The 6,167-nt window shown below is 62.2% G+C and carries 4 protein-coding genes; 3 read left to right on the forward strand and 1 reads right to left on the reverse strand.

What is annotated here, in order from left to right:
* The first annotated feature begins 138 nt into the window (after positions 1–138).
* Positions 139–642 (forward strand): winged helix-turn-helix transcriptional regulator, encoded by a 504-nt coding sequence (locus GY769_14040; protein ID MCP4203038.1) that lies wholly within the window; start codon positions 139–141, stop codon positions 640–642.
* Positions 643–672: 30 nt separating this feature from the next.
* Here the strand turns inward: GY769_14040 and GY769_14045 are convergent, their stop codons facing one another.
* On the reverse strand, positions 673–1,386 hold the full coding sequence (locus GY769_14045) for a 4'-phosphopantetheinyl transferase superfamily protein (GenBank protein MCP4203039.1): 714 nt from the start codon (positions 1,384–1,386) through the stop codon (positions 673–675).
* A 258-nt stretch (positions 1,387–1,644) separates the two neighbouring features.
* Here GY769_14045 and GY769_14050 point away from each other — a divergent pair, with 258 nt between their 5' ends.
* Both GY769_14050 and GY769_14055 read left to right on the forward strand, forming a co-directional pair.
* Positions 1,645–6,006, forward strand: coding sequence for an LLM class flavin-dependent oxidoreductase (locus GY769_14050; protein MCP4203040.1), 4,362 nt, complete (start codon positions 1,645–1,647; stop codon positions 6,004–6,006).
* An 11-nt stretch (positions 6,007–6,017) separates the two neighbouring features.
* On the forward strand, positions 6,018–6,167 hold a 150-nt coding region (locus GY769_14055; protein MCP4203041.1), incomplete at its 3' end, for a hypothetical protein.

A 6,167-nucleotide genomic window follows, 5' to 3' on the forward strand; every position in this document is an offset into this window, starting at 1 on the left:
TCTTCTTTCTATTCCTCGACACGCCGCGTCCCAACGCGGCCTCCCCGGGGCATATAGCCCTGTGCGCATGCGTTCACTGACGGCTGGCTGACTCCGCTCCCCGAGACTACCGACTCATCTTACGGGACTTTGAGACAGATGAAAGAAAGTCAATTCCAACAGCTGCCGAGCCATCGTATCGGTCAACCTCCGACGTCACTCTCCGACGGGCTTAGTCTGGCACTGTCGTCACTGACCGCCAAACGAGCTCAGTCGGCGTTGGCCTCGCTCACTCCGCCACGACCACGCCCGGTTGCGGGGCCGCAAGCAGCCCGCCAGCGGACCCACTCGGTGCAGGGCTCGAGGCCGGAGACACTCCGCTCCGCCGACGCCGGCCTCGACGAGTTCATCAGGGCACTCGCCAGCGGTACCCGCCGCCAGATTCTCCGGCTCCTCCAACGCCGAGAATCCTGTGTCAGAGAGATCGTTGAGCTCTTCGAGTTGTCTCAGCCAACCATCTCTCGCCACCTCAACGTCCTCAAGAGAGCCAAACTGGTGACCAGTCACCGACAGGGTCGACGGGTGGTCTATGAGCTTTCCGGCGAGGCCATGGCGCAGGCGGCTGAGAGCTTTCTTCGCAGGTTCTGCCCAAACTGCGATTGACCGCCGGCTCGGAGGAGCGAGTCGCTCTGATCAGCATCCTTCCACTGCGGCCTGCTGCAAAGAAACGGCCGTGAAGATGAATCCTCCACAAGCGATATAGCGTCCAACCAGATTTCGCCGACCCAGCAAGGGTGGCGCTGCGCAAGATACGATCTCCGCCTCGAAGCTCTTACCGTCAGACTTCAGAGCAATCTCAACGTCGTGAAAATCCAGTGCAGTCAGCGTGACCGGGTAGTAGCACTTGTAGAAGCTCTCTTTGGCGCTGAAGACGAGCTTGCTCCAATTCGGGCCGTCCCCGACCGCCACCCGGTTCTCGGTTCGCTCCCGATCGGTCAGGACCAGGGGAATGAGATCCTGCTCGACGGGACGACTTGGCTCCGCGTCGAAGCCCACTGCGGCGACATCCGATGCCCGAGCTACCGCCGCTCCGCAAAAGCCCTCGCAGTGCGTAATGCTCCCGGTGAAGCCCGGCGGCCAAACTGGACAGCGGTCAGCTGCCATGGGTAACGGAACTTCATCGGCATCTACACCTAGGCTGGCAAGGGCTCGCCGGGCGCTGGCGCGGCCGGCCCCGAACTCGCGGCGACGCTTGGCAACGGCTCCAGCGACGGTTTCTTCCTCTTGCGGAAGGAGGCGCGCGTCCCATTCCGTAGCGCGCGCAACGGCCACCGCGACCTCGCGTGGGAAGATGCTTTGGATCTGAGTCTCGAAGACCGTCGCGAGGTCTGGCGTCGAAGAGGGCATTCCTGCGGGGTCAGGCGAGATCGACCTGATGTCTCAGAACTCCGGCTTCGTCAAAGCAAACAAAGAGTACAAGAACTCTTGACGAGATTCCAATCTGACAGGCAGCCGAGCGGTCTTCCCGGCTCGCGCCCCATCACCGGCGCAAGGGACCGGCGCCGAAGTTGGCAGTCGGGGAAGTATTCAGCTTGCTCTATCTCTCGATGAACAATCGGCTTCGATGTTAGAATCGCTAGTCGTTCCTTAGCCAGGGGAGGCCTTTTGCTTAGCCAGGTCATCGAAGACAGCTACCCCCTCTCACCCATGCAGCAGGGGATGGTTTATCACCACCTATCCGCTCCCGGGGCCGGAGTGGACTGCGAGCAGATCGTCTGCACGCTGCGCGAGCCGCTGGAGCTGGATCTGTTCCAGCAAGCCTGGAACGCGGTAGCCAACCGCCACCCGGCCATCCGGACCCGCTTTCGCTGGGAGAGTCTCGACGAGCCGGTTCAGGAAGTGGTTGCCGAAGTCGAGCTGCCCTGGGAGATCAAGGATCTCCGTGGGCTACCGGAGCCGGCCCAGGCGGAAGCGCTCGCCTCGTTTCTCCGCGCCGATCGTCGCCGAAGATTCGAACTGGATCGAGCACCCCTGATGAGGTTCGGCGTCATGCAGATGGCGGACGACCACTATGAGGTCATCTGGAGCTTCCACCATATCCTCTTCGACGGCCGCTCCTTTCCCGTCCTTCTGAAAGAAGTCTTCGTGCTCTACGAAGCGCTGGGCCGAGGCGAGAACCTCGTTCTCGAGTCGGCCCGCCCGTACGGCGAACACGTGCGCTGGCTAGAGACTCTGGATCATTCACGGGCGGAGTCGTTCTGGCGCAAACGGCTCGTAGGCATTGGCTCCGCGACTCCGCTGCCGGGGGCGGAGCGATCCATGCCGGCAGCGCATGAGCCGATAGGACCGGGTGAGGCAAAGCGGACACTGACAAAACAGGCTACGGACGATCTGCGCTCGCTGGCCGAGAACCGATCCGTGACCGTCAACACACTCCTGCAAGCGGCCTGGGCCCTTCTTCTCAGCCGCTACTCCAATCAGAAGGAAGTCGTCTTCGGCGCCGTTCGCGCCTGCCGGCACGGCGGCATAGAGGACGCCAAATCGGTGGTTGGAGTGTTTATGAACGCATTGCCGGTTCGAGCCACCATTGAGCCGCGACAGTCGCTCGGAGAATGGCTCGAGGAGGTCCGACGCCAGGAGCTGGAGGTGCGCGACTACGAGCACACGCCCCTGGTCTCGGTTCAGTCGTGGAGCGAGGTCGCGGCTGGGACGCCTCTCTTCGAGACCCTGATCGTGTTCGACAACTTCCTCTTGAGCTCGCGGATGCGGGCCGAAGGCGGCTCGTGGCGGAACCGTGATTTCTGGCTGCACGAGGAAACCAACTATCCCCTGACCCTCTACGGGTACGCCGAGGAAGAGCTGTTACTCAAGATCGCCTATGACCGCAGCCAATTCACACCGGAGACGATGGATCGCCTGCTGGGACATCTGGTAACCGTGCTTGCGGAGATGCCCGCCCGAGCCGATCGACCGATCAGCGAGATCGCGTTGTTGACCGAGGACGAACGCCAGCTGATGCTCTCCGATTGGAACAAAACCGAAACCGAGTATCCGCGGGAGGCGACGATCCAACAGCTCTTCGAACGTCAGGTAAAAGCGACCCCCGATCACGAGGCGGTCGTGTGTCGCGACCAGTCGCTGACCTATGAAGAGCTCAATACCAGAGCGAATCAGCTGGCACATCACCTGCGCGACCTCGAGGTAGGTCCCGACACCCTGGTGGGAATCTACGTCGAGAGGTCCGTCGAAATGGTGGTGGCGATCCTCGGCGTGCTCAAGGCCGGTGGCGCCTATGTGCCGCTGGATCCGACCTATCCACAACAGCGCGTCAAATTAATGCTCGATGACTCCGGTCTGGGGGTCCTCCTGACCCAGGAGGCACTAGTAGATAGCCTACCGGCGACCGAGGCGCGCGTCGTGTGTATCGATAGGGAATGGCCGGAGATTCTCACTTGCTCCTCCACGAATCCAGTAAGTGCGGTCGGTCCCAACAACCTCGCCTACGTGATCTACACCTCGGGCTCGACGGGCAGGCCAAAGGGAGTGGCGGTCGAGCACCGCAACGTAGTCAATTTCTTCGCCGGCATGGATGAGCGGATCCAACACGACCCACCCGGAGTTTGGCTCGCGGTTACCAGCCTGTCGTTCGACATCTCCGTTCTCGAGCTGCTCTGGACTCTTGCTCGCGGCTTCAAAGTGGTCGTTCACGTTGAAGAAACCAAACTCCCGGCACGTGCGCCGCTCGCCCACGCCGAGCAGCCGATGGATTTCAGTCTGTTCTACTTCGCCAGCGGTGAAGGCGGAGATCAGGACAAGTACCGGCTGGTCTTAGAGGGCGCCAAGTTTGCCGACCGCAACGGCTTTTTGGCCGTGTGGACACCCGAGAGGCATTTTCACGCCTTTGGGGGGTTGTACCCGAATCCCGCGGTGATGGGGGCGGCTCTCGCTTCGAGCACGGAGCGCGTCAAGATCTGCGCCGGCAGCGTGGTTCTGCCTCTCCACAGCCCGATCCGAGTGGCCGAGGAGTGGTCGTTGGTCGACAATCTCTCGGGCGGCCGCGTAGGCATAGCCTTTGCCTCTGGGTGGAACCCGAATGACTTCGTGCTCCGGCCCGAGAGCTGGGCGGATGCGAAGACGATCATGTTTCGTGATCTCGAGGTCGTTAGGCACCTGTGGCGAGGCGAAGCGGTTTCGTTCCCAGGGGCCAAGGGCGAGCCGGTCGAGATTCGAACCTTGCCCCATCCGATTCAGAAGGAGCTGCCGATTTGGGTCACCACAGCCGGCAACCCCGACACTTATCGGATGGCTGGCGCAATTGGCGCCAATATCCTGACCCATCTCCTCGGTCAAACGACCAGCGAGGTCGAGGAGTGCATCGACCTCTATCGCGAGGCACTCTCCGAGTATGGTCACGATCCCGCCGCTGGCTGCGTCACCATGATGCTCCATACTTTCGTCGGCGACAACCTGGACGAGGTGCGCGAGACCGTTCGTGAGCCGATGACCGACTACCTGCGCAGCGCGCTAGGGCTGGTCAAGAACTTCGCGGCGGAGTGGACGGCCTTCAAGAAGCGCTCCGACGGCTCGACCGATGTAGACATCAACAGTCTCTCAGAGGACGAGATGGAGGGCCTACTCGCCTATTCGTTCGAGCGCTACTTCGAGACGAGCGGGTTGTTCGGCACACCGGCGCGCTGTCTCGAGATCGTCGACGACCTCAAAGGCATCGGTATCGATGAGATCGCGTGTCTCATCGACTTCGGCGTCGACACCGATGAGGCTCTGGCCCACCTGGAGCCGCTCAACCTCGTCCGCCAAATGGCGGCCGCCCGTTCTGAAAACAACCTGCGAGACTACTCCCTGGCGGCCTCGATTCGACGCCACGGGGTGACTCACCTCCAATGCACGCCGTCGACGGCCAGCATGTATCTGATGGACGAGGAAACCAAGAGCGCCCTGCCCAAGCTGCACACGCTGATCCTGGGGGGCGAGGCTTTCCCACAGCCCCTGGCTCGCGAGCTCCAAGCGTTGGATCTCAATGAAGTGATCAACATGTACGGACCGACCGAGACCACGATCTGGTCGTCCACACAAGCAGTAGACCTGAACGAGGGGACGATTCCCCTGGGTCGACCGATCGCCAATACCGAGCTGTACATCCTGGACAGCGACGGCCAGCCCGTACCGGTCGGCGTCGCCGGTGAGCTTCACATTGGTGGCGATGGTGTCGTCCGTGGCTACCTCCATCAGCCGGAGCTCACGGCCGAGCGGTTCGTGTCGCATCCCTTCGGACGAACCGATGAGGACCGTCTCTACCGCACCGGCGACCTCGCTCGCTATCGGGCGGACGGCAACGTCGAGTTTCTCGGGCGCCTCGATCATCAGGTCAAGATCCGAGGACATCGAATCGAGCTCGGCGAGATCGAGGCGGTCATCGATCAGGACCCGGCGGTGCGGGACGTCGTCGTCAGCGCCCGTGAGGACGTGACCGGCGACCAGCGTCTGGTCGCTTATCTCATCGCGAAACCGGGCGAGCCCTTGGAGTACGAGCGACTCCGAACCCATCTGCGCAAGCAGCTGCCGGAGCCGATGGTGCCAGCGCACTTCATCGAGCTCGAGTCCTTTCCTCTGACGCCCAACGGCAAGATCGATCGCCGGGCGCTGCCGGCGCCTGCTGATGCCGTCCCGACGACCGCGAGTGAGCCGCCAGCGGCGGCCAACGAAATCGAGAAGACGATCATCGAAATCTGGAAGAAAGTCCTGGTGATACCGCGGGTGGGCACTCGCGACAACTTCTTCGACATTGGTGGTCACTCTCTGCTGGCGGTGAGGGCGCACCGCGAACTGACCAAGGCGTTTGAAACGCGTCTGGCGATTACCGACCTCTTCCGGTTTCCCACTGTCCAGGCACTCGCCCGGCACATTGATGCCGACGCTCAAGGCGATGATCGGTCCGTGGCCCGCGATCGCGGCCAGATGCGTCGCGCGTCGCGTGCCCGGCGTCGTTCGCGGGCGCGCTCCGTATGACTCCAGGTGCAATGAGCGATTCGACCAAGCAGCACGCTGATTCCGACATCGCTGTCGTTGGAATGTCCGGGCGCTTTCCCGCCGCCAGGACGGTCGACGAGTACTGGGCCAACATCCGGGACAAGGTCGAGTGTTTCACCACCTACAGCGAAGAAGAGCTC

Source organism: bacterium, from assembly GCA_024224155.1.
Lineage (GTDB): Bacteria > Acidobacteriota > Thermoanaerobaculia > Multivoradales > JAHEKO01 > CALZIK01.